This is a genomic window from Lentzea terrae, from assembly GCF_003265345.1.
In the GTDB taxonomy this organism is placed as follows: domain Bacteria; phylum Actinomycetota; class Actinomycetes; order Mycobacteriales; family Pseudonocardiaceae; genus Lentzea; species Lentzea terrae.
The window spans coordinates 139,777-165,653 of sequence record NZ_QFWW01000035.1 but is presented as its reverse complement, the minus strand read 5'-3'; the positions used below and the strand labels follow the sequence as shown (position 1 = coordinate 165,653).

At 68.7% G+C, this 25,877-nt stretch carries 28 protein-coding genes and 3 tRNA genes; 16 read left to right on the top strand and 15 right to left on the bottom strand.

Annotated features, from left to right (window positions below):
- Positions 1-5 precede the first annotated feature (5 nt).
- Positions 6-452 carry a PPOX class F420-dependent oxidoreductase gene (locus tag DI276_RS43760; protein ID WP_232837325.1) on the bottom strand — a complete coding sequence of 149 codons (447 nt, stop codon included), beginning with the start codon at positions 450-452 and terminating at the stop codon, positions 6-8.
- On the opposite strand from DI276_RS43760, the gene DI276_RS43755 reads away from it, so the two are divergent.
- Together DI276_RS43755 and DI276_RS43750 are read left to right on the top strand one after the other, a co-directional pair.
- On the top strand, positions 451-1,272 hold the full coding sequence (locus DI276_RS43755; protein ID WP_112275188.1) for an oxygenase MpaB family protein: 822 nt from the start codon (positions 451-453) through the stop codon (positions 1,270-1,272). The two genes, DI276_RS43760 and DI276_RS43755, sit on opposite strands and share 2 nt — an antisense overlap.
- A gap of 84 nt (positions 1,273-1,356) precedes the next feature.
- On the top strand, positions 1,357-2,172 hold the full coding sequence (locus DI276_RS43750) for a glutamate ABC transporter substrate-binding protein (RefSeq protein ID WP_112275340.1): 816 nt from the start codon (positions 1,357-1,359) through the stop codon (positions 2,170-2,172).
- On the opposite strand, the gene DI276_RS43745 is transcribed toward DI276_RS43750, so the two are convergent.
- The gene (locus tag DI276_RS43745) at positions 2,169-3,275 is read right to left on the bottom strand and encodes a L,D-transpeptidase (protein ID WP_232837324.1); all 1,107 of its coding nucleotides are present in this window, start codon (positions 3,273-3,275) and stop codon (positions 2,169-2,171) included. The genes DI276_RS43750 and DI276_RS43745 overlap by 4 nt on opposite strands.
- 359 nt (positions 3,276-3,634) lie before the next feature.
- Here DI276_RS43745 and DI276_RS43740 point away from each other — a divergent pair, with 359 nt between their 5' ends.
- Complete coding sequence (locus tag DI276_RS43740) at positions 3,635-3,838, top strand: cold-shock protein (protein ID WP_030477903.1); 204 nt, start codon at positions 3,635-3,637, stop codon at positions 3,836-3,838.
- Between the two features lie 78 nt (positions 3,839-3,916).
- Here the strand turns inward: DI276_RS43740 and DI276_RS43735 are convergent, their stop codons facing one another.
- From DI276_RS43735 to DI276_RS43720, 4 genes are all read right to left on the bottom strand, one after another.
- Positions 3,917-4,216 (bottom strand): hypothetical protein, encoded by a 300-nt coding sequence (locus DI276_RS43735; RefSeq protein WP_109629158.1) that lies wholly within the window; start codon positions 4,214-4,216, stop codon positions 3,917-3,919.
- Positions 4,217-4,439: 223 nt separating this feature from the next.
- Positions 4,440-6,617 (bottom strand): heavy metal translocating P-type ATPase, encoded by a 2,178-nt coding sequence (locus DI276_RS43730; protein ID WP_112275186.1) that lies wholly within the window; start codon positions 6,615-6,617, stop codon positions 4,440-4,442.
- Positions 6,617-6,823: a heavy-metal-associated domain-containing protein gene (locus tag DI276_RS43725; RefSeq protein ID WP_112275184.1), complete on the bottom strand. Its 207-nt coding sequence runs from the start codon at positions 6,821-6,823 to the stop codon at positions 6,617-6,619. Before DI276_RS43725 ends, DI276_RS43730 begins: the two co-directional genes overlap by 1 nt.
- Before the next feature lie 56 nt (positions 6,824-6,879).
- A complete protein-coding gene (locus tag DI276_RS43720; protein ID WP_112275182.1) occupies positions 6,880-7,140 on the bottom strand; it encodes a hypothetical protein in 261 nt (86 codons plus the stop codon).
- 154 nt (positions 7,141-7,294) lie between these two features.
- Here DI276_RS43720 and DI276_RS43715 point away from each other — a divergent pair, with 154 nt between their 5' ends.
- From DI276_RS43715 to DI276_RS43695, 5 genes are all read left to right on the top strand, one after another.
- Entirely contained in the window at positions 7,295-7,540 is a 246-nt protein-coding gene (locus DI276_RS43715) for a hypothetical protein (RefSeq protein WP_109629149.1), read from the top strand.
- Between the two features lie 125 nt (positions 7,541-7,665).
- Positions 7,666-8,304, top strand: a complete 639-nt coding sequence (locus tag DI276_RS43710; RefSeq protein ID WP_112275180.1) for a ScbR family autoregulator-binding transcription factor — start codon at positions 7,666-7,668, stop codon at positions 8,302-8,304.
- 130 nt (positions 8,305-8,434) lie between these two features.
- Positions 8,435-8,507, top strand: a tRNA-Glu gene (locus DI276_RS43705).
- A gap of 47 nt (positions 8,508-8,554) precedes the next feature.
- A tRNA-Asp gene (locus DI276_RS43700) sits at positions 8,555-8,628 on the top strand.
- A gap of 14 nt (positions 8,629-8,642) precedes the next feature.
- A tRNA-Phe gene (locus tag DI276_RS43695) sits at positions 8,643-8,716 on the top strand.
- Between the two features lie 61 nt (positions 8,717-8,777).
- Here DI276_RS43695 and DI276_RS43690 read toward each other — a convergent pair.
- Positions 8,778-9,482, bottom strand: a complete 705-nt coding sequence (locus DI276_RS43690; RefSeq protein WP_232837323.1) for a protein phosphatase 2C domain-containing protein — start codon at positions 9,480-9,482, stop codon at positions 8,778-8,780.
- A gap of 61 nt (positions 9,483-9,543) precedes the next feature.
- On the opposite strand from DI276_RS43690, the gene DI276_RS43685 reads away from it, so the two are divergent.
- The gene (locus DI276_RS43685) at positions 9,544-9,753 is read left to right on the top strand and encodes a helix-turn-helix domain-containing protein (RefSeq protein ID WP_112275176.1); all 210 of its coding nucleotides are present in this window, start codon (positions 9,544-9,546) and stop codon (positions 9,751-9,753) included.
- Positions 9,750-10,277 carry a Clp protease N-terminal domain-containing protein gene (locus DI276_RS43680; RefSeq protein WP_232837322.1) on the top strand — a complete coding sequence of 176 codons (528 nt, stop codon included), beginning with the start codon at positions 9,750-9,752 and terminating at the stop codon, positions 10,275-10,277. The genes DI276_RS43685 and DI276_RS43680 overlap by 4 nt, the downstream gene beginning before the upstream one ends.
- Here DI276_RS43680 and yczE read toward each other — a convergent pair.
- Positions 10,243-10,881: a membrane protein YczE gene (yczE, locus tag DI276_RS50555; RefSeq protein WP_157985326.1), complete on the bottom strand. Its 639-nt coding sequence runs from the start codon at positions 10,879-10,881 to the stop codon at positions 10,243-10,245. The genes DI276_RS43680 and yczE overlap by 35 nt on opposite strands.
- 61 nt (positions 10,882-10,942) lie before the next feature.
- On the opposite strand from yczE, the gene yczR reads away from it, so the two are divergent.
- Positions 10,943-12,379: a MocR-like transcription factor YczR gene (yczR, locus tag DI276_RS43670; protein WP_112275172.1), complete on the top strand. Its 1,437-nt coding sequence runs from the start codon at positions 10,943-10,945 to the stop codon at positions 12,377-12,379.
- Positions 12,380-12,677: 298 nt separating this feature from the next.
- Here yczR and DI276_RS43665 read toward each other — a convergent pair whose 3' ends face one another.
- Positions 12,678-13,445, bottom strand: coding sequence for a hypothetical protein (locus DI276_RS43665; protein WP_112275170.1), 768 nt, complete (start codon positions 13,443-13,445; stop codon positions 12,678-12,680).
- A gap of 404 nt (positions 13,446-13,849) precedes the next feature.
- On the opposite strand from DI276_RS43665, the gene DI276_RS43660 reads away from it, so the two are divergent.
- Positions 13,850-14,536: a S8/S53 family peptidase gene (locus DI276_RS43660; RefSeq protein WP_157985325.1), complete on the top strand. Its 687-nt coding sequence runs from the start codon at positions 13,850-13,852 to the stop codon at positions 14,534-14,536.
- Here the strand turns inward: DI276_RS43660 and DI276_RS43655 are convergent.
- The 4 genes from DI276_RS43655 to DI276_RS43640 form a co-directional block, all read right to left on the bottom strand.
- Positions 14,464-16,503, bottom strand: coding sequence for a CHAT domain-containing protein (locus DI276_RS43655; protein WP_112275166.1), 2,040 nt, complete (start codon positions 16,501-16,503; stop codon positions 14,464-14,466). The genes DI276_RS43660 and DI276_RS43655 overlap by 73 nt on opposite strands.
- Entirely contained in the window at positions 16,500-16,862 is a 363-nt protein-coding gene (locus tag DI276_RS43650; protein ID WP_112275164.1) for a hypothetical protein, read from the bottom strand. Before DI276_RS43650 ends, DI276_RS43655 begins: the two co-directional genes overlap by 4 nt.
- Complete coding sequence (locus DI276_RS43645; RefSeq protein WP_112275162.1) at positions 16,859-17,389, bottom strand: RNA polymerase sigma factor; 531 nt, start codon at positions 17,387-17,389, stop codon at positions 16,859-16,861. Before DI276_RS43645 ends, DI276_RS43650 begins: the two co-directional genes overlap by 4 nt.
- A gap of 95 nt (positions 17,390-17,484) precedes the next feature.
- Positions 17,485-18,648: a pyridoxal phosphate-dependent aminotransferase gene (locus DI276_RS43640; protein WP_112275160.1), complete on the bottom strand. Its 1,164-nt coding sequence runs from the start codon at positions 18,646-18,648 to the stop codon at positions 17,485-17,487.
- A 29-nt stretch (positions 18,649-18,677) separates the two neighbouring features.
- Here DI276_RS43640 and DI276_RS43635 point away from each other — a divergent pair, with 29 nt between their 5' ends.
- A complete protein-coding gene (locus DI276_RS43635; protein WP_408610632.1) occupies positions 18,678-19,925 on the top strand; it encodes a DUF445 domain-containing protein in 1,248 nt (415 codons plus the stop codon).
- On the opposite strand, the gene DI276_RS43630 is transcribed toward DI276_RS43635, so the two are convergent.
- Positions 19,898-20,383 (bottom strand): CGNR zinc finger domain-containing protein, encoded by a 486-nt coding sequence (locus tag DI276_RS43630; RefSeq protein WP_232837320.1) that lies wholly within the window; start codon positions 20,381-20,383, stop codon positions 19,898-19,900. The two genes, DI276_RS43635 and DI276_RS43630, sit on opposite strands and share 28 nt — an antisense overlap.
- A gap of 86 nt (positions 20,384-20,469) precedes the next feature.
- Between DI276_RS43630 and DI276_RS43625 the strand changes: the two genes are divergently transcribed.
- Genes DI276_RS43625 through DI276_RS43615 form a run of 3 tightly spaced genes read left to right on the top strand, consistent with a single transcriptional unit; the run spans position 20,470 to position 23,908 of the window.
- Positions 20,470-20,994 (top strand): PadR family transcriptional regulator, encoded by a 525-nt coding sequence (locus tag DI276_RS43625; protein WP_112275158.1) that lies wholly within the window; start codon positions 20,470-20,472, stop codon positions 20,992-20,994.
- A complete protein-coding gene (locus DI276_RS43620; RefSeq protein ID WP_112275156.1) occupies positions 20,991-21,665 on the top strand; it encodes an ABC transporter ATP-binding protein in 675 nt (224 codons plus the stop codon). Before DI276_RS43625 ends, DI276_RS43620 begins: the two co-directional genes overlap by 4 nt.
- Positions 21,662-23,908: an FtsX-like permease family protein gene (locus DI276_RS43615; RefSeq protein WP_157985324.1), complete on the top strand. Its 2,247-nt coding sequence runs from the start codon at positions 21,662-21,664 to the stop codon at positions 23,906-23,908. The genes DI276_RS43620 and DI276_RS43615 overlap by 4 nt, the downstream gene beginning before the upstream one ends.
- On the opposite strand, the gene DI276_RS43610 is transcribed toward DI276_RS43615, so the two are convergent.
- Entirely contained in the window at positions 23,844-25,862 is a 2,019-nt protein-coding gene (locus tag DI276_RS43610; protein ID WP_232837319.1) for an NACHT domain-containing protein, read from the bottom strand. The two genes, DI276_RS43615 and DI276_RS43610, sit on opposite strands and share 65 nt — an antisense overlap.
- Between the last annotated feature and the right edge of the window lie 15 nt (positions 25,863-25,877).

Sequence of the window (25,877 nt, the reverse complement as noted above, 5' to 3'; positions counted from 1 at the left end):
GAGAATCACCCCGTCCTGTCCGGTCCCGCCCCGGTCAGCGTGATGCGCAGCACCACCCGCTGCTCACGTTCCATCGCCGCACGGTAGTCGTTCCAGTCGGGGTGCTCGCCGGAGATCGTCCGGTAGTACTGGACCAGCAGGTCCATGGCGTCCGGCAACGGCACGACCGTCGCGGTGCCGTTGATCTGGATCCACCGCCCGAAGAAGCTGTCCGGCAGCACGCACAGCGAGACGGCCGGATCGCGCTGGACTTGCTTGGTCTTGTAGGCCGTAGCTCGCGTGGAGACGAGCACATCACCGTTGTCGTCCAACGCGACGAGCACCGGCGACATGGCCGGCGTGCCGTCCGACTTGAGTGCGCAGAACACCGCGCGGTGTTGGCTGCGGAGCACTTCCCGTGCCTGGTCCAGGTCCATGGCCATCATCTTCGCGAGACGAGACGATGTCCGCATGCTCGAACCGAACGACCCGAACTCCGTGAGCTGGCAGATGTACGCCGACCCGATGATGTGGGTCGCCGGCATCTCGAGCCTCTACCTGCAGGCCCTGCACCCGAAAGCGGTCGCGGGCGTCGTGCAGAACTCCAACTTCAAGACCGACCCGTTCGGACGGCTGCGGCGCACGGCGGACTTCGTCGGACTCGGCGTCTACGGCACCGACGAGGCGATCGAAGCGGCCGCGGCGCGGGTGCGAGCCACCCACCGCGGCCTGCGCGGGGTGGTCGACGGCAGGACGTTCCGGGTCGACGAGCCGGAGTTGCTGCTCTGGGTGCATTGCTCCGAGGTCTACAGCTTCGAGACGGTTCTCAACCGCGCCGGTTATGAGTTAACGGACCGGCAAAAGGACCGGTATTACGCAGAGCAACGGTTCGCCGCGACGCTCGTGGGCCTGCACGCGGACGAAGTGCCGGGGTCGCGCAGAGAAATGGAGGAGTACTTCGAGACCGTCCGGCCGATCCTGCGCAGGACCGCCGACTCCGAGTTGATCTACGACTTCCTGCACGGACCGGCCACTCAGGGTGTTCTGCGCCACGCCATGCCCGTCTACAAAGTGCTGGTCGGCCACCTCGCGTACTCGGTGCTGCCCGATTGGGCAATAGATCTGCACGGCCATGCGCCGTATCGGAACGCGACCCTTCGGCTGCGGATGTTGCGCCGGACGGCTCTGCTGATCCCACCTGGGCTGCGCCGACTGGTCCCACCAGGGCACATCCGCAGGGCGATCGCGCGGGAGGGCCGGAGTGTGACACCCAGTAGGGCCCGGCTGCCCTAGTTGTCATACATCACAGTTGATCATCGCGGCAGGTCCGTAGCATTGCGCACGAATCTCGAACAACCCTTCGGAAGGCCTGTTGTGATCCGTCGTGCCGCGCTCCTGACTGCCGTAGCGGTGTTCGCCACCGCCTGTGGGAGCGGTGACACCAGCACAGTCATCGGACGTGCTGACAGCGGCAAGCTGACCATCGGCATCCGCTACGACCAGCCGGGCATGAGCCAGAAGCGCCTGGACGGCCGGTACGTCGGCTTCGACGTGGACGTCGCCAAGTACGTGGCGAACGAGCTCGGGGTGAAGGAAAGCGGTATCACGTTCAAGGAGGCCCGCGGCGCGGCCCGCGAGTCGATGCTCGAGAACGGCGAGGCCGACCTGATCGTCGCCTCCTACTCGATCACCGACGCCCGCAAGCAGAAGGTCGCGTTCGCCGGCCCGTACTTCGAGACCGGCCAGGGCATGCTGGTCCGCTTCACCGAGCAGTCCGTCCAGGGTCCGGAGACCCTGAACGGCCGCAAGCTGTGCTCGGTCAAGGGATCCACGTCCGCGCAGAAGGTGAAGAGCGACTACGCCCAGGGCGTGCAGATCGTCGAGTACGGCCAGTACTCCGACTGCGTGATCGCGCTGATGGCCGGCAACGTCGACGCCGTCACCACCGACGAGGTCATCCTCGCCGGGTTCGCCGCCGAGAACCCCGAGTTGCTCAAGCTCGTCGGCAAGCCGTTCTCCAAGGAGCGCTACGGCATCGGCGTGCCGAAGGGGGACAACAAGTCGCGGGACGCCGTCAACGAGGCCATCGAGAAGATGATTTCGAGCGGTGAGTGGAAGCGGGCCCTCGAACGCAACGTCGGTCCGTCGGGTTACGAGATCCCGCAGCCACCCCAGATCACCGAGAAGGCCTAACCCTTCACGGCGGACTTGGCGGTCCAGGCCGCCCAGTCCAGTGCCCAGTCCCAGTAGTCGCGGTCTTCCGGACCGAGCGTGATCGCGGTACCCACGACCTCGACCGGGTCGCCCGCGATCGTGAGGTCGTAGAAGATCTTCGCCCTGGCCTCGGACAGGTTCGCGCAGCCGTGCGAGACGTTCTCCTTGCCCTGCTTGGGGATCGTCTTGTTGTTCTCGTGCACGAACTCGCCGTTGCCGGAGATCTGCACCGCCCACATGACCTCGACGTTGTACCCGAAGTACTGGCTCACCATCGGCCGCTTGGCCCACTTCGCCATCACCACGTGGGTTCCGGACCGGGTCGTCGACATCGCCTCGTCCGCCTTGCCGTACGACGCCGGGAAGTCGTGCAGCAGCACGCCGTCGCGGTAGATCTCGAACCGGTGCGTCTTCGTGTTGGCCTTGGCCACCAGCGCGCGATCCGCGATCTTGAACTGCACGTGCAGGTCGTTCGACCCGTAGGCGCCGCCCCCGAACGGCACCCCGTACACGTTGACGTCGACGGACACCTCGGTGTTCGGCTTCCAGTACTCGCGCGGGCGCCAGTGCGCCTCGGTGTCGGACAGCCACGCCCACGCGCCCTCGGTGGGCACGGACGTCGTGACGGTCATGGCCTTCTGCACGGAGGCCTTGTCCTGCACCGGCGCGCTGAACGTCATCTTGATCGGCATCGCGATGCCGTAGGTCTCGTGGTCACCGACGTTCGCCGACACGTTCGTGAGGCGCTGCGGCTTGAGCGTGCGGAACGAACCGCTGACGGGCACCTCCGCACCGTCCTGGCCCTTCGCCGAACCGGACCACGTGTAGACCTTGTCGTAGCCCAGGTCCTCGGTGGCGACCCACCGGTCGGCCGTCAGTTCCCCCTTGACGGCCTTGCCCTCGGCGTTGGTCAGTGCGACTGCGGTCAGTGCACCCCCTGTCACTCCGACCTCAAACGGCCCGGCCGGGCTGATCCCTTCACCCGACGCCGGCGTCACGGTGAGTGCCGCCTTGGGCTTCTCGTCAACGACCGGAGCGGTCGGCGCCGACGGTGCGTCGGGCGCGGCACTGCAAGCGGTCAAACCCAGTAGTACAGCCAAGATCAGCGGCCGAATCACGTGCTCTCCCCAAGATCCCCTCGGACAACGCACAAGAGACGCGCAGGGGTACTGACAAGTTGCATGAGAGAACGCGATCACCCACCCGGACCAGCGGGTTTCCTCCTATTGAGGCAGCCGACTGGCCGGTAATGACCTGTAGTGCTATGACGCATCACACGTTAGGCTGACGCACGCAGGCCGTGGTTTCTGTGTTCGTGCTTCACACGCTCGCGGAACGACACGCGGGCGTGCTGCGCGCTCTCACGAGCGCACTGACCGCCCCCGGGACGGCCGGGGTTGCACGGTGCAACCCCAAGCTTTCCTGCGATGGAGGCAGGTACATGGCACAGGGCACTGTCAAGTGGTTCAACTCCGAGAAGGGCTTCGGCTTCATCGCCCAGGACAACGGCGGCGCAGACGTCTTCGTCCACTACTCGGAGATCCAGGGTCAGGGCTTCCGGACCCTGGAGGAGAACCAGCGCGTGGAGTTCGAAGTCGGCCAGGGCACCAAGGGCCCGCAGGCCCAGAACGTCCGTGCGGTCTGATTCGCCGCAAATCTAGTCGCACGTGAGAAGGACCCTCGGCCGGGCTCGGCCGAGGGTCCTTCTTGGTTCACGGGTTTGCTAGTGGCCGCGCTGGCGCGCTTCCCACTCCAGTCGCTGCATGACCCACTCCGTGGCGAGCGCCTGCGGGGAGGTCTGACGCTCCGCGGCGAGCTCCTTGAGCTGCTCGTTGGCCATGAGCTGCAGCCGCAGCTGGTACACCTGCGCGTTGCCGAAGCCCGAGGCGGTCGTCTCGTTGTCCGAGTCGGGGGCCAGCGCTGCCAGGTAAGAGGTCAGCTCCTCGTCGGGCAACGTCTCCTGCGGTTCGTCCGCTGGACGGTGACGGCCGGACTTGGAGCGTCCGAGGGATCCGATAGGCACCGGCACACGATAACGGCTCGGTCACGGAAGCCAAACCCCTGTGACCTGAGTCACCCCAAGGTGTGGTGCCGGTCTACTCACCGTGGGCATGGAGAGGCCCCCGCGCCAGGGGGAGGAACGCGGGGGCCGGAGGGGATCTCCACAGGCGCTGACCGGGGGTGTGTCAGCTGTTTGGATTGTTGCACGCACACAAGCCTGTTGGGGAGAGGTGCCAGCGAGATTCTTAAGTTGCCGATGGACGGAATCCCCGTAGTCGCAAGCTGTTGGTAACAACGAACACGCTGCTGAAAGCCATCGCGGCACCCGCGATCATGGGGTTCAGCAACCCCAGCGCCGCGAGTGGAAGTCCAGCGACGTTGTAGGCGAACGCCCAGAACAGATTCCCCTTGATCGTGCCCAAAGTCTTGCGGGACAACCGAATCGCGTCCGCCGCCACGCGCAGGTCGCCGCGCACGAGCGTCAGGTCGCTCGCCTCGATCGCGACGTCCGTGCCAGTTCCCATGGCCAGCCCCAGATCTGCGGCCGCGAGCGCAGGCGCGTCGTTCACGCCGTCACCGACCATCGCCACAACTCGGCCCTGTGCCTGGAGATTCCGCACCGCGGCGACTTTCTCGGCGGGCAGCACGTCGGCGATCACGTCGTCGATGCCGACCTCCGCAGCCACCGCGGCGGCCACGTCAGCGTTGTCACCGGTGAGCAGCACAGGCCGCAAACCGAGTTCGCGCAACGAACGTATCGCTTGTGCAGACGTGGTTTTCACGACGTCCGCCACGACAACGATTCCGACAACCTTGTCATCAAAGGAAACCGCGACAACGGTTCGAGTCGCGTGTGCAACCAGAGCCTCAGTCAGCTCCATTGGCAGCGAAACGTTCCGCAGTCGCCCGACGACAACGCGTCGACCTTCGACCACTCCGCTGACGCCCACACCGTCCGTGGAAACGAAGTCCGACACCGGCAGGAGGTCGGGCACCTCGCGCACGATCGCCGCGGCGATCGGGTGTTCGGACGCGTTCTCGACGGCCGCCGCGAACCGCAGCACCTCGTCCCGCTCCACGCCGTCCGCGGGGACCACGTCGACGAGCGTCAGTCGGCCGGTGGTGACGGTGCCGGTCTTGTCCAGCACCACGGTGTCCACCCGCCGCGTCGACTCCAGCACCTCCGGACCCTTCACCAGGATCCCGAGCTGGGCGCCGCGGCCGGTGCCCACGAGCAACGCCGTCGGCGTCGCCAGTCCCAGCGCGCATGGACACGCGATCACGAGCACGGCCACCGCCGTCGTCACCGCGAACTCGACCGGCCGCCCGGCGAGCAGCCACGCGCCGAACGCCGCCAGTGCGATCACCACGACGACCGGGACGAACACGGACGACACCCGGTCGGCCAGGCGTTGCACCTCGGCCTTGCCGGTCTGCGCCTGCTCGACGAGCCGCGCCATGTGCGCCAGCTGGGTGTCCGAACCAACAGAAGTCGCGGAAACGACCAACCGGCCACCCGCGTTGACCGTCCCGCCCACGACGGAATCGCCGGCACCGACCTCGACGGGCACCGACTCGCCGGTGACCATCGAGCGGTCCACCGCGGAGCTGCCCTCGACCACTAGGCCATCCGTGGCGATCCGCTCACCCGGACGGACCACGAACCGTTCGCCGACCCGGAGCTGGCCGATGGGTACGCGGGTCTCCACGCCGTCGCGTAGCACCGAGACGTCCTTGGCGCCCAATGCGAGCAGTGACCGCAGGGCCGCACCCGCGCTGCGCTTGGACCGGGCCTCCAGCCAGCGGCCGAGCAGCAGGAACACGGTCACGCCGACCGCGACCTCCAGGTAGATGTCCCCGGAGCCCACCGGCCGCGGCAGCAGGCTGAACTCGTGCCGCATGCCGATCGTCCCGGCCGTGCCGAACACCAGCGCGTAGAGCGACCAGAGGTACGAGACCGTGACGCCCATCGAGACGAGGGTGTCCATCGTGCTGGCGCCGTGCCGTGCGTTGACGGCGGCTGCACGGTGGAACGGCCAGCCGCAGACCCACACGACCACGCTGGCGAGCGCCAGCGACACCCACTGCCAGGTGGGGAACTGCCACGCCGGGACCATCGAGAACGCGATCACCGGCACGCCGAGCACCGCCGCCAGCGCGAAGCGAAGCCCCAGGTCGCCCGAGTCCTCGGCGACCTCGGGCGTGGGCTCCTCCGCGTCGTACCCCGCCGCGCGCACGGTCGAGACCAGGTCGTCGACGCGCAGGTTGTCCGGGAACTGGACGCTGGCCTTCTCGGTCGCGTAGTTCACCGTGGCGGAGACGCCGTCGAGCTTGTTCAGCTTGCGTTCGACGCGCCGCGCACAGGAGGCGCACGTCATGCCGCTGATGCTGAGCTCGACGTGGCGGGGCTCGGTCGTGGTCATCAGGCGACCTGGTACCCGGCCTCGCTGACGGCCGCGACGACCTCGGCGCGGTCCAGCTCGCGGTCGCTGGTCACGGTCACCGCGCCGGTCTCCAGGACGACGTCGACGCCCGTGACGCCGGCGACCTCGCCCAGCTCCTCCTTCACGGAGCTGACGCAGTGACCGCAGGTCATGCCGGTGACGGTGTAGGTGGTGGAGACGGACATCGGGGTCCCTTCCTCTGGGTGCGGGACACCGATCATACCCCCCTGGGGTAAACGGTCTACTGAGGACCGTCAGGTTTCGGCTGGTCCAGGTTCTGGATGTCCGACTCGATCTTGTTGACCAGGTCGTCGAGACCCTCGAGCATCTTGTCGAGCTCGGCCATCCGCGCGCCGAACGACGACTCGATGTCGGCCTCGATCGCGTCCATGTTGATGCCGCTGATGGCCTTCAGGATCTCCTGGGGGTCGACCGCGGGCGGTATCTGTCCGGCGTTTTGGGCCTCTGCATCGGGGGAAGGCTCCGGCGTGGGATCAGTCATCGGTCCATCTTCCCTTGGCGAGATCCCCACCAGACAGGCGCCGCACCTGTACAGAAAGTAACGCTGGGTGGCGGTGGAATCACTCTGCGGGGGGCTGCGGCCGTTGTCCCAGGTCGCTTAGCCTCGCGCCAACCTCAAGTCGGGGAGGGCACTCATGAGCGGGTCGCTGGAAGTACGGAAGTTCCTGTTCACACAAGACGACGGCATGTCGCGTCAGGGCGGGCCGAACGTGCCGGCCCAGCGCAGCGGAGAACCCTCGCGGATCTCCGACGATCAGGTTCACCGGGCGAGGCTCGCCGTCGCACGGAGCGCCCTGGGCACCGAGGACTGCAGGATGCTGCTCGACATGCTGGGCCTGTCACCGGGCGAGGACGGCGGAGCGCCCCCTGTGCAGCGGTGAAGTGATGCGTACGCGAGGGCGGCCCTGACTCCAGACGCGCACCCCCCGGAGCGCGTCTGCAGGACAGGGCCGCATCTCGAAACATACCCACCGGTCTCTTTAGCGGCAACGGCTAACCTTGACCCATGCCCCAGCAGGATCGGGCGTACGCGACACGTGAGGCGATACTCCACGCCGCGGCGGAGGAGTTCGACCGGCTCGGCTACGAGCGCACGTCGCTGACCGCCGTGCTCGCACGTGCCGGGCTGACCAAGGGCGCGTTCTACTTCCACTTCGCTTCCAAGGAAGCGGTCGCCGACGCGTTGATCGAACGGCAGAGCGACCTGTGGGCCCAGGTTCGCGAGACCTGGCGCGCGCGGGGCGTCGACCCGTTGAGCGCTCTGCACGGCATGTTCGCCGAGTCGGCCGACCGGATGGCCGCGGACATCGTGCTGCGTGCGGGCGTACGGCTCGCCGCTGATCGCGAGGTCGGCTATCCGGGCGTGCCCACCACGCACATCATGTGGGAGAAGCTGATCGCGGGTTACGTGGCCGAGGCCGGCGAGCGCGGCGATCTGCGTGCCGGTGTCGATCCCGATGCCGTGGCGCGGACGTTGTGCGGGGCCGCGCTCGGTGCCCGGTTGATCTCGTCGGCGACGACGGCGTGCGCCGACTTCCCGGCTCGGATCCGCGAAGTTCTCGGGCACGTGCTGCCGTGCGTCGCAGCTTCGTCGTGGAAGTTGTCTGGATCACAAAACACCGCTGACGGGCCGGTTGGGCCGTGAGCAGGCATTTGTCGATCTGGTCGATCCTGGCTTCGAGGTGGTTTGGGCAGGTCAGGACGTAAGTGACACCCCCGTTTTGGAGGTGCGCGGACCTATGCCATATGCTTACGATGCTTCCAGAGACCAGCTAGTCCCCATCATCTAGCGGCCTAGGATCCCGCCCTTTCAAGGCGGTCGCGCGGGTTCGAATCCCGTTGGGGGCACGCAGTAACAAGTAGTAGAAGTAGTAAGGTAAGATCTGCAAGAGCAAGGCCCAGTGGCGCAGTTGGTTAGCGCGTCGCCCTGTCACGGCGAAGGTCGCGGGTTCGAGTCCCGTCTGGGTCGCTTTCTTGTTTCATGGCCAGGTAGCTCAGTTGGTACGAGCGACCGCCTGAAAAGCGGTAGGTCGGCGGTTCGACCCCGCCCCTGGCCATCCCTCTTCGAAAGAAGCCCCGCAGCACACGCTGCGGGGCTTCTTTCGTTATCCGGCCCAGTTACGTGCACAGCCTCGCGATCGCCTGGTCGTCGTGGGTTTTGTAGCGGGGCCAACGCTTGTGCTCCGAATCACCGCGCTCGGCTGCCCGGATTTGATCGAGAACTTCGCCCAGCGGCATTTCCGCGAGGTCCTCCCACGCGAAGAGCCCGTACTCGGACACTCCACATGAGACACCGTCGGTGGCGACGATCACTTTCCTGATCTCGGCACGTGGCCAGCTCGCGGTCAGAGCCTGGTGTGCCGCAACGGGTTCGGCCTCGGCGACCCAGTAGCCGCCCGGCTGGTTCTTCCACCTGAGGATGTCCGGGTCCGGTCGCAGATCTTCGAGCCGGGTGTCTTCGAGGACGTGGGTCGTCTGTCCGAACGCGACGACCGGGGTGTCGCACAGGACGAGTGCGTCGATGGTCTCGTCCGTCCACCTGATGATCGCCGCGGTCGCGGACGGGGAGTCGCCCGGCACGAGGTCGTGCTGGTCGACGAGGTTCGTGATGGCTTGAGCCAGCAGGTCCTGGAGCGGATCCGTGTCGTTGATCAGCCTGGCCAGTTCGTCGGCGAGCTGTGTGGCGTACCAGCCGCCGTTCCTGGTCGGTGGCCTGGTTCGTGAAGTGACGCCGTCGAGCACCACGACGGCGTTGGGCAGCACGCGGATCCGATCTTCGGTGACTCGTCCCGGGGCTCCCTGCTCAGCGGTCTCGATCTTCACCCGCTCACCGTACGTGTCAACTTGGGTTGACGACCTCGGCTTGTCAACGTACGTTGACAGCATGACTGAAGCGACGGATCTCGCCACGGCGGCCGGAGACCGCGACCCGAGGGTCGGGTTGCGTGCCGTCAGCGCGCTGCGGCGACTTTTGGAACATCTGGAGGCCGTCCAGGTCCGCAGTGCGCGGGCCCAGGGCTGGTCGTGGCAGGACATCGCGGCGGAGCTAGGGGTGTCGCGCCAGGCGGTGCACAAGAAGCACGGGGGGCGATGATGATCGCGGAACGGTTCACCAAGGAGGCACGCGAGGCCGTGAAGGCCGCGGTGCGTGATGCGGAACGGGTGCACGCCGGCGAGGTGGGCGTGGAGTACCTGCTGCTGGCGTTGCTGGACACGCCGGTGCTGGCGGGGTTCGACCTGCCGCGCGAGGAGCTGGAGCGGGAGTTCCGCGACTACCGGCGCAAGGGCGGGCTGACCAAGGCGGACGCGGAAGCGTTGCGGGGCTTGGGGATCGACGTCGACGCGGTGATCGACTCGGTCGAGCGGTCACTCGGGTCCGGCGTGCTGCGGCCGGGACCGCGCCGGCGGTGGTTCGGCATGCCGTTGGAGCCGGCGTTCAAGAAGGCGCTGGAGAACTCGTTGCGCGAGGCCCGCGACCTCGGCCACAACTACCTCGGCAACGAGCACATCGTGCTGGCGTTGTTGCAGGGCAAGGGAATCGTGGCCGAGGTGCTGACCGAGCGCGGGGTCACCTACGGCGAGATCAGGAAGCGGGCTGCGAGCGCTCGCGCCAGGTGAGCGCGGGCAGGAAGAGCTGGGCGAGCGGGCCGATGCTGACGGCGTAGAGGATCGTGCCGATGCCGACGGTCCCGCCGAGCAGCCAGCCGGTGCCGAGCACCACCAGTTCGATGACGGTCCGGGTGAGGCGCAGGGAAGCGCCCGTGCGGCGGCAGAACCCGGTGACCATGCCGTCGCGCGGGCCCGGTCCGAGCCGTGACCCGACGTACGCGGCGAACGCGACCGCGTTCAGCACGATGCCCAGTGTGAGCAGCACGATCCTCGGCAGAAGTCCTTGTGGTGCGGGGATGAGCGCGAGCGTCACGTCGACGCTGATCGCGATGACCACCACGTTGGCGATGGTGCCGACGCCGGGCTTCTGCTTCAGCGGGATCCACACGAGCAGCACCAGCGCGCCGGTGAGCGCGGTGATCAGGCCGAAGCTCAGGCCGGTGCGTCTGGCCAGGCCCTCGTGGAGCACGTCCCACGGATCGAGGCCGAGCGTCGAGCGGATGTGCATTCCCATGCTCGCGCCGTAGAGCCACAGACCTGCGAAGAGCTGGGAGAGACGACGGATGGGCGCGATCCTCACGGGGACCTGGTGGAGTGCGGTCAATGTGGCCATGTGGCCATACTGGGTCGTGATTGGCCTGGTAATCCATAGCCAATTCCGGATAATTGGCCTCATGCTCCCACCAGGTGGACGTATATCGGGGACTCGGCTCGCCCGGCTGCTCGGGTCGTGGCGACGGGGTGGCGCGCGGCAGGGCTCGGCTGATCTCGCCGCGGCCATGCGGTTGCTGGTCACGGACGGCCGGCTGCCCGTCGGTACCCGGCTGCCGTCCGAGCGCGAGCTCACCGAGGCTCTGCCGGTGAGCCGGACCACGATCACCGCGGCCCTCGACCAGTTGCGGGACGAGGGGGTGGTTGCGTCGCGACGCGGGGCCGGGTCGTGGATCAACGGGCCTGTCGGTGGTGGCGGCGGGATCACCGGCTTCGACGACACGTTGATCGACCTGTCCCGGGCCGCGCCGCCCGCGTTGCCGTCGTTGCGGGCGGCGATGGACGTGGCGATGGTCCAAATGCCGGAGCACCTGGCGTCGCACGGGTACGACGAGCGGGGGTTGTTGCTGCTGCGGCAACGGATCGCGGACCGGTATACCGCGCGTGGCCTGCCCACGTCGCCTGAGCAGATCGTGGTGACGTCGGGGGCGCAGCACGCGTGGGCGTTGGTGCTGCGGCTGTTCGTCGGGCCCGGTGATCGCGTCCTGGTGGAGCAACCGAGCTACCCCAACGCGTTGGAGGCGGTGCGGGCGTCGTTCGGCATCCCCGTGCCGGTGCCGATGCTGAGCTCCGGCTGGGACGTGGACGGGTTCGAGGCCGCCCTGCGGCAGGCAGGCCCCCGGTTGGCCTACCTGATCCCGGAGTTCCAGAACCCGACCGGGCTGCTGATGACGGCCGAGCAGCGGGAAGCGCTTTCCACCGTGCTGCGCAAGGCTCGTACACCGCTGGTCGTCGACGAGACCTTGGCGGAGCTGTCACTGGAGTCCGACGAGATGCCGTTGCCGGTTGCTTCATTTGGCGGGGACTCGGTGGTGACGCTGGGATCCGCGAGCAAGTCGCACTGGGGTGGACTGCGGATCGGCTGGATCAGGGCGTCGCTGGACATCGTGCACAGGTTGCTGTCGGCACGGGCGGCGATCGATCTCGGCACGCCGGTGTTCGAGCAGCTCGTGCTGGCCGCGTTGCTGGAGACGCCGGAAACCGTGCTGCGGCAACGGCGAGCGGAAGCACGGGAGCAAAGGGACGTAACGGTCGCCGCTCTGCGTTCGCACTGTCCACAGTGGAGTTTCGAGGTGCCTGCCGGTGGGCTCGGCGTGTGGTGCACGCTCGACGGCCCGGTGAGCACCCGAATCGCGGTCGTGGCGCAGAACCACGGCCTGCGGCTCGTGCCGGGGCCTCGGTTCGCGGTGCACGGCGGGTGCGAGCAGATGCTCCGAGTGCCGTACACGCAGTCGCCCGAAGTGTTGCGCGAGGCGATCGGCCGTTTGGGTGTGGTGGCTGCATCCGTTGCCGGGACAGGGTTCCCGGCGGATGCCGAACTTTTGGGGCCGGTCGCTTGAGACACGTCGACCCGGTCTCCCGCAGCGGTGGAGACCGGGCCGACGAACTTGCCACCGGGTTGACCTGCGGCGGGGAACGTCCCAGGGATTGACGTCCCCCGTCCGCAGGTTTTCCCGTGCGGTCCGAGAACTGCAGGGGCAGTGCGGCACTCGGACCAGACCCGACCTGCCAGGGCGCGGTTGGCAGGTCAGGAAGTCTGGGTTCCTTGCGTACAACGGGAAATGCGGGAAGGAGTTATGCGCGCGACGGAACGAGACGGTCACAAATCGCGCAGAGGGCAGAGATGTCCCGTCTGACTCAGTCGGGTGACGTGCTCGGCAGGCCGGGAAGGCTGCCTGGTGAACGTCCGTCGCGGCGTTCCTCCACCGACCACGTGGCGGGCGGGAACAGCGAGTTGTGCGACGTCAGAACGGCGAGCACGCCGCGCGCGCCGCCGGAGTTGTCGGAGTGGCCGGACGACGCGGAAGCCGTCGCGACCACGGGTGCCTGCTGCGGCGTGGGCAGCGGGGCGTCCGGTCCGGGGGTGGTCCAGTTGAGGTCGCTCGTTTGGACGGGCTCGGTCTTGACCGGGGCCGGCACGGGCAGATCGGGCAGCAGCGGCACGACCTTCTTGACCGGAACGACCGGCGGTGCGGGCGGCGGAGGCGGAGGTGCCTGAGCGGCGAGCCTCGCAGCCTTGGCGGCGGCACGGGCCCGCATCTTGGCCTGCATGACCTCGGGCGGCGCCTGGTTCGTCACGGTGCCGGAACGCGTGCTGCTCTGCGTGCCGCCGGTGAAATCCAGCACCGGTCCGTCGTCTTCTTCTTCGGGCTCGGGCTCCTGCGGCCGGACGGCGGGAGGCACGACCCGTTGGGCCTGGTGGCGGTCGAGCACGGAGTTCGTGAGCGCCTTGGCCCACCCGGCCGGATCGTCGAACAGCTGGGGAGCTTCGGCGGTGATCTCGACGGCCGGCGGTTCCTCGGGGCTGGCGGACGCTTGGGTCCCGCCCAGCAACCAGGCGGCGGCGGTCAGCCCGCCGAGCGCAGCGGCCCGCAGCAGCAGTGCACCAGCTCCACGGCCTGCCACAGGATCACCACCGTCCACCGTTCAGGTCACCGCCAACGCACAGCGCCGTCGGAGGTCGACGTTGAGCTATGTCTAGCACTGGTGAGTGACTTTGCGAACCAACTCGGCGCAAAACACTCGGAAGGGCGTTCCCGTGCGGCTGTCCGGGTTGCCCTGATCAGGCATGAACACCGTCTGTGTCGTCATCGGATCGAGTGACTTTGCGCCTCGCTCCCCTGTGGACCGTGTCGCGCCGGGGGATGGTGTCCGATGTGGACGCGCCAAAGCAGGTCAACAGCCTCTCTGAGCTGGTCGATCACGCCTCCCGTGCCCTCGGCCCGGTACTCGTGCACGATCCAGCTGGCCCAAACGAGTGTTTGGTCCGTTCGGGCGAACTGATCGTCCTCCCGCCAGACGCATCCACTGTGCGCAAACGCTTGCGAGGCGTCTACTCCCACGAGGAGATCGCTTCCGGCGCCATCCGCATGTACACGAAAGCCGTAGACCGCACCCGCGTGGTCGAGATCGCGCTGGCAGTCGGCGCCACCCCGAACCACGTCCACCTGGCCTGCCCGATCATGATCGGCACCTCCCGCCCGGTGGTCGGCGGCCGCCTGCCCGACCTCCTCGGCGAGGGCACCGTGGCCCTGCTCGACACCCCGCTGGACGACCCGCACGGCTCCCTGGTGGCCGGCGTCCTGCGCCACCACGGCGCCACGGTCCGCCCGTTCCCGGTGCTCACGGCCTCGGGCTTCGGCGACGACCTGACGCTCGCCGCAGCCCTGCGAGCCACCCGCTCCCTGCCGGTCGTGCTGGTCACGTCCGGCACCTATTCGTTCAACGACGAATGTCCGCCGGTGCTGGCCTCGTGCGGCCGCAACGTGGTCGCCGCGGCAGGCAACGGCGCCTCCTCGCGCCCGTGGTGGCCCGCCGCGCTGCCGTCCGTGATCGCTGTCGGCGCCGCGGCCCCGTTCTCGGGACACGGCCCGTGGGTCGACGTCGTCGTCGACGGGGTGGACGTGCCGGCCACGGTGGGTTCTCAGCAGGCGTTGTGCACGGGCACGTCGTTCGCGGCCGCACTGCACGCCGCCACCCTGGTGCCGGTGCCGTAGCAGCTGAACCCCAGGTGCGCCACGGCTCTCGCGGCCGCTGCGGGGTGGCCGATGAGTCGGTGCACCTCCACCATGGCCTCGCTGACCTGTGCGTCCGGCACCGGCAGCACGCTGGCGATCACCGCGCGGGTGCCCGCGTCGAGAAACGCCCTGGCCAGGCCTGACTCGCAGGCCGAGAGCACCACGATCTCCGGCGGGTGCTCGATGCGGGCGATGTCGTAGCCGTAGAGCGGACCGTCCTCCAGTTCGAGGTGCGAGAACAGCGGATTGTCGACGTTGACTTCGCCGTGCGCGGCGATGTGCGCGATTCCGGCGCCGTCGAGCGCTCGAAGTGCTTCTTCCACTGTGGACCCAGCTATCAGCCCTCCGTGCTTTTGGTGCAGGGTGGGCACTTCTTCCTGGCAGACACCCGGTCCACTGATCCACACCCGCTCTCGCATGTCGCGCGGCTCGCGCCAGCAGCTCAGCCTTGGGAGCACGTGCACCTTGGGTCTGAGCGCTGCCCACGGCAGGTCGTGCAGCACTCCGTCCGGAATGACGATCACCTCGTCCACCTCCGGCAGGACATCGGTGACCACCGGCCGGCCCGCTCGAAGTGCGAGCTTGGCCGTCTGGACGAGTTCGGCCGGATCGACCACCACGCGCAGGCGTGCCCGCCCGTTCAGCACGGTGACGGCCGTCATTCGTCCTCTGTGGAGGATGAAGCTGACGAGCGGTAGATCCGGCGCCGCAACGGTTTCGCGAACACCTCGCGGACGGGTGGCGAGCACAAGCCGGCGAACGTCCCGCTCCAGCGCCTCGACCGGACCGCCGAACGCACGTGCGCGACGCAGCGCCGTGAGCGTTTGTGCCAGTTCGGCGTTCGGTGGTGGGAGCGGCGACGCCATTCGGTGCTGCTCCGCCCAATGCAGCACCTCCCGTGCTGTCCGGGCGAGCCCGAGGGCGTGCGCGGTCAGCTCGCGGCGAGGCCAATCGCCGTAGTGCTCTTCCAGAACCCTGAGCCCCGCCCGGCATGCCGCGAGCGCACCACGCCGGTCGGATCTGCGCGCCTGCGCCAGCCAGCCAAGTGCCCGCGTCTGCGCCGGTCCGCGAAACCGGTGCGCCGCAACAGCATCAATCTTTCCGGCAGCGAGCATGAACTCGACGTCCTGGCCACCGAGCTTGAGCGCGGGCTCCGGATCTCCATCGCGCAAGGCGCACCGTGCGCTCAGCGCGGCCAGTTCCGGAACGTGTCGATTGCACCGGCGCAGCAGCTCCAACGCCGGCGTCAGCACCCGTCGTGCTTCCGTGGTGAGCCCGGCCGCCAGCAACGCCTCGGCTCTGTCGACGAGCGCCTCCGGTTTGCTCGTCGAATCGAGTCCGGCCTTCGCGGCTTCCTCGTACAACCGCAACGCCTTGGGCAGATCGCCCGCGAGCATTGCCACGAACCCCCGGTTGTGCAGACACATCGCCGCGCGCCCAGGCTCACCGATGGTGTTGAGCAAAGCCTGCGCCGCAGCGAAGTCCGACTCGGCCGCCGCCAGCTTCGTCGCACCACACCGGGCAATCCCACGCCCGACGAGCGCGTTGGCGAGCCACCGATCGTCCCCGTACCGCCTCAACTCCCGGATGACCGCCGTCAGCTCCGCGATCGCCAGCCGCGGCTCGGCGGACTGACAGAGGTGCAGCCCGCGCAGGCACCGCGCCCGAGCCAGCTCCCGCCCTCGAAGATGTGGCGTGGCGAGGTCCAGGTGCCGCAGGCTTTGCTTGCGGCGGCCCCGATCCAGGTCGATCCACGCCAGCGTGAGGTGGAACCGCGCCTCGCCGGTGAGCCGCAGTCCGCGCTGTGCGAACCGCGCGGCGACGTCGAGGTGGCCGAGTTCGACGTGGGCGACGCTCAGGTCGTGCAGGGCATCGGCCCGCTGCCCGCGAGTACCGCACACCCGGGTGCGGGCGATGGTGGCCTGTGGATCGGCGCTGGCGCTCATGCGACGAACCACCCCGTCGTCAGGCCCAGCTCGGGCACGGTCACGCACACCGGGCCTGGTCTGACGTCGGCGCGGAACCAGCCCTCGGCGTCCGGGCGCAGCGCCAGCACGGAGTCAGGCGTGCGGACCTCGACGGAGACGCCCTTGTCGTCCAGCACCCCGGTCAGCCGGACAGCCGGGTCGAGCTGCAGGTACATCCGACCGGCTCCGACGTGGAAGACGAGCTGCCTGGACGGGCCGCGGACGGGCTCGTCCACGGCCTCCATCGGCTGGAGGCCGGTGGGGCAGGGTGCCTGGACGGGCGGCGGCATGTCGGAAGACAACAGGTCCGCGATGTCGTCGAGCAACGGGTCCCTCATCGCTGGCCCTCCAGCTTCCGCCGCAGCTCAGCCAGGCATCGGCTGCGCGTCGACCCAACGCTCCCCACCTTTATCCCCAGGGCGTCGGCAACCTGTGCATAACTCAGCTCGGGGCTGTGGGCAGCGATGCACAGCAGCCGCTGGCACCGCTCGGTCAAGGTCATCAACGCGGTCCACAGCCGGCGCTGGCGGTCGTTGGTCACGGCGACCTCGTCAGGCGCTGGAAGCGACGACTCCGGCTCCCAGCGATCGAGCGAGACCTCGCGCCCACGAGCGCGGACAACCGCGATCGACTGACGCGTTGCGGTACGGACCAGCCACGCAGCCAGCATCTCGGGTTGTCGCAGCCGGGTGAGATGTTCGGCCAGGCAGAGCCACGTGCACTGGTAGACGTCGGCCGCGTCGGCATAGCTCAGGCGGAACGATCTGGGCACCGACCAAACGAGCCGTGAGTAGCGTTCGACGAGGGCGTCCCAGCCACACGAGCCGGTCCGCCACCCCACGAGAACCTCAGTGTTCGAGTCCATGCCATTTGGAGTCGAACTCGGGCGTCAAGGCTCCACGCCTCACCCGAAAGTGGTTGTCCACAGTTGTGGAGGAACTCATCCACACCTGTGGACAACTACAGCTTGTGGAGGCGCTCCACGGCTTCGTCGATCACCGCGTCCTGCTTGCAGAACGCGAAGCGGATCAGGTGCTGCCAGTCCGCGGGGTGGTCGGTGAACACCTGGACGGGCACCGCGGCGACCCCGATCCGAGCCGGCAGGTCGCGGCACAGCTGAAGCCCGTCCGTGTACCCGAGCGGCCGGACGTCGGCGCAGATGAAGTACGTGCCCTCGGAGGAGCGCACCTCGAAACCGGCCGCCCGCAGCCCCTCGGCCAGACGCGCGCGCTTCGAGGCCAACGAGTCGCGCAACGCCGTGACCCAGTCCAGTTCGGTGGTCAGGGCGTGCGCGACGGCGGGCTGGAACGGCGCCCCGCCGACGAAGGTCATGAACTGCTTGGCCGCACGAACAGCGGACACCAGCTCGGCCGGCCCGCACACCCAGCCGATCTTCCAGCCGGTGCAGTTGAACGTCTTGCCGGCGCCGGAGATCGACAGCGTCCGCGCAGCCATTCCGGGCAGCGAAGCCAGCGGAATGTGCGTCAGGCCGTCGAACACCAGGTGCTCGTAGACCTCGTCGGTGATCGCCAGCAGGTCGTGCTCGACGCACACCGAAGCGATAGCTTGGAGCTCCTCCAAGCGGAACACGGTGCCGGTCGGGTTGTGCGGCGAGTTGACCAGAATGGCCCGCGTCCGCGGCGTGACCGCAGCCCGCAACGCGTCCACGTCCAGAGCGAGCCGGCCCGACTCGTCCTCTCGCAGGCCGACGGAAACCCGAGTAGCCCCGGCCATGGCGACGGAAGCCGCGTACGAGTCGTAGTACGGCTCGATCAGGATCACTTCGTCGCCGGCCTCGACCAGCGCCAGCAACGAGGCCGCGATCGCCTCGGTGGCACCGACCGTCACCAGGATCTCGGTGTCCGGGTCGTACGACAGCCCGTAGCGCGAACGGTGCGCCGCGACCGCGTTCCGCAGCACCGGCATGCCGGGACCCGGCGGGTACTGGTTCACGCCGGACGCGATGGCGGACTGGGCGGCCGTGAGCATCGACGCGGGACCGTCGGTGTCCGGGAAACCCTGACCGAGGTTGACGGCGTCGTGCTGCACGGCCAGCGCCGTCATCTCCGCGAAGATGGTCGACGTGAACGGCTGCAACCGGGGGACTAGCGCTGGTACCCGCACAACGCAGGATCTTCACGGACAATGGCGGTGTGGAGCAACTGACCGCCGCTGACCAGCAGAAGCGCACAGACCTGCGCAAGATGAAGCTCGTCGCGACGAGCTTCCTCGTCGGCGCGACGATCATCTTCTTCGCCACGCACGCGTTCGAGGGCGCGTGGGTCGGTTACGTGCGAGCCGCGGCCGAAGCCGGCATGGTGGGCGCGCTGGCCGACTGGTTCGCCGTCACGGCCCTGTTCCGGCGACCGCTGGGCCTGCCGATCCCGCACACCGCGATCATCCCCACCCGCAAGAACATGTTCGGCAAGACGCTCGGCGACTTCGTGGGCGTCAACTTCCTGAGTCCGGAAGTGGTCCAGGACAAGCTGAAGCGAGCGGGCATCGCGGAACGTGCGGGTGCCTGGATCAAGCACCCGGACAACGCCGAGCGCATCACGAACGAGCTCGCGAACGTCATCAAGGGCGCCATCACGGTGCTCAAGGACGAGGAGGTGCAGGCCGTCCTCGAGCACGCCATCGTCAAGCGGGTCACCGAGAAGCCGTGGGGTCCGCCGCTCGGCAAGCTGCTCAACCAGGTGCTGACGGACGGCGCACACCACAAGCTCGTCGACCTCATGTGCGACCGCGCCTACGAGTGGGTGCGGGACAACTACGACAAGGTCAGCCTGATCGTCACGGACCGCGCGCCCACGTGGTCGCCCAAGTTCGTCGACGCGATGCTCGGCGACAAGGTCTACACCGAGCTGGTCAACTTCGCCTGGGCGGTGAAGACCGACGTCAACCACCCGATGCGGCTCGCGGTCGACCAGTTCCTGCTCGAGTTCTCCACGGACATGCAGGACGACCCGGCCACCATGCAGCGCGCCGAGCAGGTCAAGCAGCAGGTGATCAGCCACCCGGACGTGCAGAAGCTCATCAGCAGCGCGTGGGGCACGGCCAAGAAGATGCTGATCGACGCCGCCGAGGACCCGTCCAGCGAACTGCGCAGGCGCGTCACGCAGGGGCTGATCACGCTCGGCACGAACCTCACGACCGACGAAGATCTGCGCGCCAAGGTCGACGGCTGGCTGGAGCAGGCCGCCGGGTACGTCGTGAGCAACTACCGCGCGGAGATCACCACGCTGATCACGGACACCGTCGAGCGCTGGGACGCGGAGGAGACCTCGCGCAAGATCGAGCTGCAGGTCGGCAGGGACCTGCAGTTCATCCGGATCAACGGCACCGTGGTCGGCGCGCTCGCCGGCCTCGTGATCTACACGGTGGCCAACGCCGTGTTCTGAGCTCGCGTTCGTTTTCGGAACGTGCGGGCCTTCTCGCGGTTGCCGCACACCTGCATCGAGCACCAGGTGCGCGAGCGGTTGCGCGAGCGGTCGAAGAACGCGCGCAGGCAGTCGTCAGCGGGACAGATCTTGAAGCGTTCCCAGGACCCCAGCACCGCGAGCCGGGCGGACGCCGCGAGCACCGCGCCCAGGGCGTCCGAGCTGGACAGCACCGGGACGCCGTCGGTCAGCTCGATGTGGACCACGCCCGCCGTCGTCTGAGGGCCGGACGACCCCTCGATCGACGATCGCAGTGCCGCTCGCGCGGCGCGCGCCTGTGCGATTTCCCCGCTCCGCCCGAGGCCGCGTTCGGTCACCCACGCGCGCCAGGAGGCTTCACTGTCCAGTACGTGTCGAGTGTTCAGGAAGTCGAGCAGCAGCTCGACGTCGTGATCCCAGCCGACAGTCAGACCAGTCACCCCACCACTGTAGGCGCCACGGCGGTTGCCCGTCAGGGCATCTGCTGAATACACCGGGTGTATACATGGTGTGTATAGTCCCTCTCATGTCGATCGGACACGCACTGTTGGGCCTGCTAGAAGGCGGTCCACGGCACGGGTACGACCTGAAGCGCGCGTATGACGAGCGATTCGGTCAGGACCGGCCGTTGCACTACGGGCAGGTGTACTCGACCCTGTCGAGGCTGCTGAAGAACGGTCTGGTGACCGAAGCGGGCGTCGAGGCCGGTGACGGTCCGGAGCGCAAGCGGTACGCGATCACGGACGCCGGGGTCACTGATGTAGAACGCTGGCTCAGCACTCCGGAGAAGCCGGAGCCGTACCTGCAGAACACGCTCTACGCGAAGGTGGTCCTGGCCCTCCTGTCCGGCCGCAGCGCCGTGGAGGTGCTCGACACGCAACGGTCGGCGCACCTCGGCACCATGCGCGAGCTGACCAGGCGCAAGGCCGACGGCGACCTGGCCGACCAGCTCATCTGCGACTTCGCCCTGTTCCACCTCGAAGCCGACCTGCGGTGGCTCGAACTGACCGCCGCCCGTGTCGACCAGCTGGCCGTGGAGGTCAAGCGATGACCCTGTTGAGGGCCGAAGGCCTGGTCAAGTCGTTCGGCAAGACCCACGCGCTCGACGGCGCGGGGATCACGATCCGCGCGGGCGAGGTCGTGGCGGTGATGGGGCCGTCGGGCTCCGGCAAGTCCACCCTGCTGCACTGCCTCGCGGGCATCCTGCCGCCCGACAGCGGCACCGTCCATTACCGGGACCGTGAGCTGACCTCGATGAACGACGGCGACCGCAGCGAGCTGCGGCGCACCGAGTTCGGGTTCGTCTTCCAGTTCGGCCAGCTCGTGCCGGAGCTGACCTGCCTGGAGAACGTCGCGCTGCCGTTGCGGCTGAGCGGCATGAAGCGCAAGGACGCCGAACGCGCCGCGAACGAGTGGCTCGCCCGCCTCGAGGTCGACGGCGTCGCCGACCAGCGGCCCGGCGAGACCTCCGGTGGTCAGGGCCAGCGCGTCGCCGTCGCACGTGCGCTCGTCACCGGTCCGAAGGTGATCTTCGCCGACGAACCGACCGGCGCGCTCGACTCGCTCAACGGTGAACGCGTCATGCACCTGCTCACGACCGCTGCCCGCGAAACGGGTGCCGCCGTCGTGCTCGTGACGCACGAACCGCGCGTCGCCGCCTACTCCGACCGTGAGGTCGTCGTGCGCGACGGCCGTTCGCGGGATGTGGAGTTCGCCCGGTGAACCGCACCATCAGCGACCTCGCCCTGGGCGTCCGGCTGGCCGTCGGGGGCAGCCGGAAGTCCTGGGTGAGGCTCGCGCTCCAAGGTCTCGGCATCGGCATGTGCGTCGCCGTGCTCGTCCTCGCGGCCTCGATCCCCGGCGCCTTCGCGGCCAGGGACGCCAAGGGGAACCTGAGCGAGCCGCAGCCGCAAGGCACCGGCCCCGCGCCTCTGCTGGTCGAGAACGCGTACGTGGCCTACCGCTCGGACTACATCCAGGGCCGCTACCTCAAGGTGCTCAAGGCCGACGCGCCCCGTCCGCCCGGTGTCGAGAAGCTGCCCGGTGATGGCGAGATCGTGCTGTCGCCCGCACTGGCCGAGCTGCTGGCGAGCCCCAAGGGCGAGCTGCTCCGGCCCAGGTTCCCGCAGCGGGTGGTGGGCACCATCGGCCAGGCGGGTCTCACCGGGCCGAAGGACTACACGTTCTACGCGGGCGACGACAGGATCGGCGAGAGCGGCGGTACCAAGGCCTACGGGTTCGGTGTCCACTACGGCGGTGGCGGGATCGCGCCGATCCTGTGGCTGCTCAGCGTGGTCGGAATCGTGGTCCTGCTGTTCCCGGTGCTGGTGTTCGTCGGGGTCGCGGCACGGCTCGCGGCGGCCCAGCGCGACCGCCGGCTGGCGGCGTTGCGGCTGGTCGGCGCGGGGGCGAGCCGGGTGCGGCTGATCGCGTCCGGGGAGGCGCTGGTCGGTGCGCTGGTGGGGCTCGCGGTCGGGTTCGGGATCTTCTACGCGATCCGGCCGTTCGTCGACAAGATCAGCATCGCTCAGCTCGCGATCTTCCCGAGCGACCTCACCCCGTCGCTCGGACTGGTTCTCCTCGTCGTCGTCGCGGTGCCGGTGCTCGCCGTCTTCACATCGCTGTTCGCGATGCGCCGCACGATCATCGAACCGCTCGGCGTGGTGCGGCAGCAGAAGCCGGTGCGCCGCAGGCTGTGGTGGCGGCTCGTCCCCGCGATCGTCGGGGCGGCGCTGCTGGGCAGCCAGATGGGCAAGATCAACGACACGGACCGGCCCGAGCAGTGGCCGGTCGTCATCGGCGTGGTCCTGCTGATGCTCGGCATTCCGGTGTTGCTGCCGTGGCTGGTCGAGCGGGTCGTGTTCCGGATCCGCGGTGGCTCACCCGCACTGCAGCTCGCCGTGCGGAGGCTGCAGCTCGACAGCGGTACGGCTGCCCGTGTCGTCGGTGGCGTGGCCGTGGTCCTCGCGGGCACCGTGACGTTGCAGATGATCCTCGCCGGGGTCGAGCAGGAAGTCGTGTCCAAGGAGAAGAGGCAGGCGAACCTGGCCGTCCTGACCGTCAGCACGGACGAGAACGTGGCGGTTCCAGGCTTGCGTGAAGCGCTGGAGAAGGCCGCGACCGTGCGCTCGGTGCAGGAGATCTCGCGGACCGGCGCCAGCGCCGGAGAGGCGAACTACGTCGGCATCGTCATCGGGCCGTGCGACGCGTTGAAGACGCAGGCGACCATCACGAACTGCGCGGACGGCAAGGCCTACTACGCGCCGGACAGCGGTGGAGGCCGGGCAGTCGAGCCCGGTGCCGAGCTGACCCTCGGCGATCCCCGCAAGGGTGTGCGGTGGAAGGCACCTGCCCAGTGGGAGCCGGCGACCGCCAGGAACGGCGGCTTGTACCTGACGCCTGCCGCGGCGGCCGGCATCCCCGTCGACAACACCTCCCGCGAGTTCATGGCCGAGCTGGACCTCTCGGTGCCGGACGCTGCCGAACACGCGCGCAACGCCATCGCGGCCTACCCGTGGCAGACCTTCACGAGCTTCGCGGGCCAGAACGACATCCCCGAGATGGAGCGGGTGTTCGGCCTGGTGCGCCAGGGGCTCTACGCGGGTACGGCGATCACGTTGCTGCTGGCCGGCGCGTCCATGCTGCTGATGGCGCTGGAGCAGGTGCGGGAACGCCGGCGCCCGCTCGCGGTGCTGGCGGCGAGCGGGGTCCCGCGCGGCACCCTCGCGCGATCGTTGCTGTGGCAGAACGGTGTGCCGCTCGTGCTGTCCACCGCGGTGTCCGTGGCCACCGGCATCGGGCTGGGGGCGCTGTCGATGAAGGTGTCCGACGCTGAAATCGCGTTCGACTGGCCGGGCATCGCGCTCGTCACTGCCGCTTCCGCGGCGCTGGTGCTGGCGGTCACTGCTCTGACGTTGCCTTCGCTGAGAAGGGCGACCGGAGCACTTGGGTTGCGGACCGAGTAGTCACCTCGTGCTCTGCCAGGCGGTCCTGCACCAGTCCGTGCCGGAACTGGTAGCAGGCCCCCGCCCGGCAGAGCACGCCGAGCTTGCGCGCGTCCTCGAGGAAGACCATCAGCTCCCACGGCAGTTTTCCGCGCAGTGCCAGCCAGATCCGCGCGACGGTGAACCACCACCAGCGCAGGTGCAGCACGGCCAGCGCGAACCCGAGCATCAGCCCGGACGCGAGGCCCAGCCCGACCATGCCGGTCTGGCCGGGGCCGAACACCAGGGCCGCCGCCGAGCCGAACACCACGGCCAGCACGAGCGAACCGGTCCACACCGCGATCCGGTCGCGCGCCATCGTCCACTGAGGACTGGAGGCCTGCGAGAGCTCGGAGGCGCTCGACAGCGCGAACCGCAGTGCGACCGCCACGGCGAGGCCGAGCCCGACCACGAGCCCGGCGGAAAGTCCGTACAGCGCACCGAAAACCAGTCCGGCGGCGAGTCCCAGCACGCCGGGCACCAGCAGCAGGCTGCGCCAGATTCCCAGCCGTGGCTTGGCTTTGCGTTCCTGCGAGGCCGTCAACGCTGCCGCGCCGACCCCGATGCCCGCGACCAGACCGGTGATCGGGGCGAGCGACGGCGTGATCGAGTACGCCATCAGCCACGCGACGCCGAACCCGCCGATCGCGCCCAGCACCAGCGCGCCGAGCACCGCGAGCCACGTCTTGCCGACCGACCGGCGCAGCTCCCACCAGGCCAGCTCGCGGATGTCCCGGTCGCGCATCTCGTGCGCGAGGAACTCCAGCCATCTGCGGGCCCGGTCGCGCGGCCAGACCTGCGTGGCACCGGCGTGGTGCGCGAACGCCCGGTTGCCGAACGCCCTGGACACCAGCTCGTCGCAGAGGTGGTCGGAGATCGCCCGCGCGTCCGGGAAGCGGCCGCGGTCGAGCAGTTCGGTCGGCTCCGCCTCGCTGTCCGCGTAGACCATGCTGGCCAGCCACATCGTCAGCGGCGTGGACAACGCGTCGGCGAGCCGGCCGTCCGGTTCCTCGCGCAGCTGGATGAACACCGGCTCCCACCGCGCCGCGCCCACGCTGTCGGCGCTGGCCCGCAGGTAGGCGGCGACCTCGTCCAGGTCCAGCGGGGCCATCTCGACGACGTCCGCGCCGGGCAGCGGACCCGCCAGGTGCACCGCCTGGTCGTACTCGTGGGTGCGGCAGGTCAGCACCAGCGGACGGCTGGCGGGGAAGGCTCTCGCGATGCGGGCGAGAGCGTCCGCGCGTTGGTGCGCGGGGATGTCGTCCAGGCCGTCCAGCACAGGCAGCACGCGGTGCTGCTCGACCAGCAGGTCGCCGGCGTAGCTGCCGTACAGCTCGGTGTTGCGCAACGCCGGATGGTCCTCGTACAGCCTGCGCGTGAGCCACGTGCGGACGTCCTCGACCGCCGGGTTCCACGTCGACAGCGGCAGCAGCACCGGGACCATGCCGCTCTCGTAGCGGTCCAGCAGCCCGCAGGTCAGCAGCATCGCCACCGTCGTCTTGCCGGTGCCGGCCTCGCCGAGGAAGACCATCCTGCGGTTGAGCTGCCGTTCGAACGCGCCCACGACCGCGTCGCTGCGTCCGGGCGGCGCGTCCGGCTCGTCGCTCACGTCCAGCTCAGCGGCGGTCCAGTGCAGGTCGAGCAAGTCCGGGTCGATGAGGCCGCGCGAGCGCACCTCCTCGTTCCACTGCGCCTGCAGGCCGATCGCCAGCGCCCGGCACGCGGCGTCGAGGTGCTCGTCGGTGCTCAGCTCTGCGTTGTGCCTGCGGCGGACCCACGGGTCGAGTAAAGCCAGAAAGCCCAGGAACGCCAACGCGAGGATGATCAGCCACACGTGCGGGTTGATGCCGTGGTCGGTCACGAACAGACCGGCCGCGGTGAGCAACGCGGTCAGCACGCAACCGGCCAGCAGTGCCTGCTGGCGGAATCTGGACATGCGTCGCATCATGAC

Excerpts from the sequence above, each read along its gene's own strand:
- DI276_RS43655 (WP_112275166.1), bottom strand. The coding sequence starts at position 16,503 with ATGAGCGCCAGCGCCGATCCACAGGCCACCATCGCCCGCACCCGGGTG.
- DI276_RS43725 (WP_112275184.1), bottom strand. The coding sequence starts at position 6,823 with ATGTCCGTCTCCACCACCTACACCGTCACCGGCATGACCTGCGGTCAC.
- DI276_RS43730 (WP_112275186.1), bottom strand. The coding sequence starts at position 6,617 with ATGACCACGACCGAGCCCCGCCACGTCGAGCTCAGCATCAGCGGCATG.
- DI276_RS43650 (WP_112275164.1), bottom strand. The coding sequence starts at position 16,862 with ATGAGGGACCCGTTGCTCGACGACATCGCGGACCTGTTGTCTTCCGAC.
- yczR (WP_112275172.1), top strand. The coding sequence starts at position 10,943 with ATGCTCCCACCAGGTGGACGTATATCGGGGACTCGGCTCGCCCGGCTG.
- yczE (WP_157985326.1), bottom strand. The coding sequence starts at position 10,881 with ATGGCCACATTGACCGCACTCCACCAGGTCCCCGTGAGGATCGCGCCC.
- DI276_RS43620 (WP_112275156.1), top strand. The coding sequence starts at position 20,991 with ATGACCCTGTTGAGGGCCGAAGGCCTGGTCAAGTCGTTCGGCAAGACC.
- DI276_RS43760 (WP_232837325.1), bottom strand. The coding sequence starts at position 452 with ATGCGGACATCGTCTCGTCTCGCGAAGATGATGGCCATGGACCTGGAC.
- DI276_RS43610 (WP_232837319.1), bottom strand. The coding sequence starts at position 25,862 with ATGTCCAGATTCCGCCAGCAGGCACTGCTGGCCGGTTGCGTGCTGACC.
- DI276_RS43685 (WP_112275176.1), top strand. The coding sequence starts at position 9,544 with ATGACTGAAGCGACGGATCTCGCCACGGCGGCCGGAGACCGCGACCCG.
- DI276_RS43625 (WP_112275158.1), top strand. The coding sequence starts at position 20,470 with ATGTCGATCGGACACGCACTGTTGGGCCTGCTAGAAGGCGGTCCACGG.
- DI276_RS43740 (WP_030477903.1), top strand. The coding sequence starts at position 3,635 with ATGGCACAGGGCACTGTCAAGTGGTTCAACTCCGAGAAGGGCTTCGGC.
- DI276_RS43710 (WP_112275180.1), top strand. The coding sequence starts at position 7,666 with ATGCCCCAGCAGGATCGGGCGTACGCGACACGTGAGGCGATACTCCAC.
- DI276_RS43715 (WP_109629149.1), top strand. The coding sequence starts at position 7,295 with ATGAGCGGGTCGCTGGAAGTACGGAAGTTCCTGTTCACACAAGACGAC.
- DI276_RS43680 (WP_232837322.1), top strand. The coding sequence starts at position 9,750 with ATGATGATCGCGGAACGGTTCACCAAGGAGGCACGCGAGGCCGTGAAG.
- DI276_RS43755 (WP_112275188.1), top strand. The coding sequence starts at position 451 with ATGCTCGAACCGAACGACCCGAACTCCGTGAGCTGGCAGATGTACGCC.
- DI276_RS43720 (WP_112275182.1), bottom strand. The coding sequence starts at position 7,140 with ATGACTGATCCCACGCCGGAGCCTTCCCCCGATGCAGAGGCCCAAAAC.
- DI276_RS43645 (WP_112275162.1), bottom strand. The coding sequence starts at position 17,389 with ATGGACTCGAACACTGAGGTTCTCGTGGGGTGGCGGACCGGCTCGTGT.